The sequence below is a fragment of the Protofrankia sp. Cj3 genome, assembly GCF_917627355.1.
Taxonomy (GTDB): domain Bacteria; phylum Actinomycetota; class Actinomycetes; order Frankiales; family Frankiaceae; genus Protofrankia.
On sequence record NZ_CAKJTR010000020.1, the window covers coordinates 969 to 4,254 of the forward strand.

Below are 3,286 nucleotides of genomic sequence, written 5' to 3' on the forward strand. Positions count from 1 at the left end.
GCGGACCCGACCCGCAGGAGAAGAGGAGCAGTGAGCGACGCACCCGATCTTACGAACCTTGTCGACCTTGCCGCCGCCAGGTTCGGCGGATCGGTGGTGGTTGTCAACGACGAGTTCTTCGCACTCGCCGAACGGATGCTGCTGCCCGAGCCGCCGACCGCCCGGCCGGGCGTCTTCACCGAGCGGGGCGCGTGGACGGACGGCTGGGAGACCCGCCGCCGCCGTGAGCCGTACGGCGCGGACTGGGCGATCGTCCGGCTCGGCGCGCCCGGTGTGGTCCGAGCGGTGACCGTCGACACCACCCATTTCACCGGGAACGCACCGGAGTCGGTCGAGCTGCACGGTGCCACGCTGGGCGGTTACCCCTCCGCGGCCGAGGTCGCCGAGGCATCGGTCAGCTGGGTGCCGCTGGTGCGCCGGACACCGGTCCGATCGGACGCGGTCAATGTTCTGCCGGTCGAACGGGCTGGCCACACCCGTGTCACCCACGTACGGCTCACCATCCACCCGGACGGCGGGGTGGCGCGGCTCCGCGTGCACGGAACAGTGATCGCGGACCCCCGTCTGCTGGACCGGGTCACCTCCGACCTGGCCGCGGCGTACCTCGGCGGGGTGGTGGTGGCGTGCAGCGACATGCATTACGGCGACCGGCACAACCTCAACGCGTCCGGAGACGCGCGGGTGATGGGGGAGGGCTGGGAGACCCGCCGCCGGCGGGGAATGGGCCACGACTGGGCCGTCGTCCGGCTCGCCACCACAGGCCAGATGATCAGGGCGGAAGTCGACACCCGCCACTTCCACGGCAACGCGCCCCGGGCCGTGGCGCTGTGGGCCGCGTCCGCCCCGGAGCTGTTCCAGAGCGACGACATCTCCTCGATCACCGAGTGGCAGCCGCTGCTGCCACAGGTGCGGGTGCAGCCGAACACGCAGCACCTGTTCGACCTGGAGGTGCCGGTGGAGGCCACCCATGTCCGGGTGGACGCCATCCCCGACGGGGGGCTGGCCCGGCTGCGCCTCATCGGCACCCCGACTCCGGCGGGCCGCCAGGAGCTGGCCATGCGCTGGTTCAACGCGCTGTCCCCAGGGGCGCTCCATGCCGAGCTGCTGGGTTGCTGCGGCTCGGAGGAGTGGGCGGCCGCGGTCACCGACAGCCGGCCGTACCCGACCCTCGAGGCGCTCCTCAACGCGGCCCGCGATCACTGGCAGCGGCTCACCGAGGCCGACTGGCTGGAGGCGTTCACCGCGCACCCACGCATCGGTGAACGCGGTGCCCTGCTGCCGGCGCCGACCACGTCCAGCCGGGCCGTGGTGGCTGGCCTGGACGCCCCCCGCCGGGAGCAGGCCGCGGTGGACAACGCCAGCCTCGACCTGAAGGCGGCCCTGGTCGCGGGCAACCAGGAGTATGAGGATCGCTTCGGCTACATCTTCCTGGTGCGTGCGGCGGGACGCAGCGCCGAGGAGATCCTGGGCCTGCTGCGTGAGCGGTTGGGCAACGACCCGGCTACCGAGCTACAGGTCGCCGCCGGCCAGCAGGCCGAGATCACCGCGTTGCGGCTACAACGGCTGATCAGCGGTTCGTAACCGTCCGGTTGCCCCGTGCCCGGGCATGATGCCTGGGTGACCCTCTCCACGCATGTGATCGACACCGCCGCCGGAGCCCCGGCCGACGGGGTGCCAGTTGGACTGGAACGGATGATTGTCGGCTTCGACGGCGACGCCCGCGGGTGGCGGCTGGTCACATCCGCGGTGACCGACGAGGACGGGCGGGTGCGGGATCTCTCGCTGGACGGGCCGGGTGCGTGGCGGCTGGTGTTCGACACCGCGTCCCGCTCGACGTTTTTCCCGGAGGTCGTGATCACTTTTGTTGTCACCGATCCGGCGCGGCATCACCACGTGCCACTGCTGCTCTCACCCTTCGGCTTCTCCAGCTACCGCGGCAGCTGAGCGCCGGCCGGAGAAGCTGAGCGCCGGGCGCGGAGATTTTTCGCCACCGTAGGCACCCGGGGCGTGCGTCCAGCAGCCTTATGCCCCAGGGGTCGCAAATTGCGCCTATTCTGTTACGATTTGCTGCCGAGAGTGTCCATGAATGGATCTTCTCCGGGGCCGTCCCGTTTCCCGTGGCCGCCCCACGTGTCGTGGATCGTGCGGCGGAAGGGGTTGCGCCGGGGGGTCCGAGCCGGGTCGATCCATCCCGGTGGGATCCATTCGGGGATGCCGTCGCCACCGAACTGGATCTCCCAGTCGCTATGATGTGACAGGCGGTGATGCCGGCCGCATACCAGTGTGAGGTTGTCCAGGGCGGTACGACCCCCCTGCGACCATTCGATCACGTGGTGGGCTTCGCACCAGCCCGACGGCCGGTCACAGCCCGGGAAGGAACAACAGCGGTCCCGGACGGCCAGCGCCCGGCGCAGGCCGGGGGGCACGATCCGCTGGCTGCGACCCACATCCAACGGCACCCCGGCAGGGCCGAGCAGAACCCGGGTGATCTCAGCGTCGCAGCGCAGCCGGGCCAGGACCGCAGCGGGTAACGGAAGGCCCCAGCTGGTCTGCGCGGGCGCCGCGCCGGGTTCACCGAGAAACGCGGACAGCGGCGCCAGCACAGCGATGTGAGGGCGTTGCCCGCCCTGGGCGGGCAGGGTTCCGGTGTCCAACGCCCGAGCGATCAGCTCGACCAGCGCGTCGGCACGGCGGCGCGCCGCCGACCGGGTGTCCCGCGGCTCGTCACCACCCGCGCCGCCCACACTGCCGTCGCCGATGGTGGCCGCACCGTCGTCGTCGGCACCGCTCGTGCCGCTGGTGGGTCGGGGGGCCGCGAGCGGGTCGAGTGCCGCCCGCAGCATCGCGGCGGCCTCGGCGTCCAGCGTGCCGCGGATCCGGGTGGTGCCCGCCCCGGTATCGGTCAGCCACAGCTCCCGCACGTCGGCCGGATCCTTCTCCTGACCCGGCTCCGGGTCCTGATCGGCCAGCTGGGTGATCAGGAACGCGCCCAGCCGGGCCAGTTCCGCCGGGTCGAACACCTCGGCCTGGGCGAGCAGGAACGCCTCCGCCTCCCCGACCATCGCCGCCGGGGCACCCGCGGGTAGCGCGCGGATCGTTCGCACGATCGCCCACGCCTGCTCCGCGGAGATGCTCCCAGCGCGCAGGGCCTGCCCGGTCGCGGCCTGTGGCCCGTCCAGGGCGGCGGCGAGCTCGACGAGCATCCGGGCGTCCCCAGGACGTAGCCGCAGCCGATGGCGGAGCAGGGTGGCGGTGCTGGTGGCGCCGTGGCGGGCGGCGAGATCGC

The 3,286-nt window shown here is 72.1% G+C and carries 3 protein-coding genes; 2 read left to right on the forward strand and 1 reads right to left on the reverse strand.

The features are described from left to right. Positions 1–30: 30 nt before the first annotated feature. Both MJ783_RS04510 and uraH read left to right on the forward strand, forming a co-directional pair. Positions 31–1,581: an allantoicase gene (locus tag MJ783_RS04510; protein WP_239308653.1), complete on the forward strand. Its 1,551-nt coding sequence runs from the start codon at positions 31–33 to the stop codon at positions 1,579–1,581. Between the two features lie 36 nt (positions 1,582–1,617). Beyond that, entirely contained in the window at positions 1,618–1,944 is a 327-nt protein-coding gene (uraH, locus tag MJ783_RS04515; protein WP_239308654.1) for a hydroxyisourate hydrolase, read from the forward strand. 113 nt (positions 1,945–2,057) lie between these two features. On the opposite strand, the gene MJ783_RS04520 is transcribed toward uraH, so the two are convergent. Then, positions 2,058–3,286 (reverse strand): HNH endonuclease signature motif containing protein (locus MJ783_RS04520; protein WP_239308655.1); only part of this gene is annotated, 1,229 nt, incomplete at its 5' end.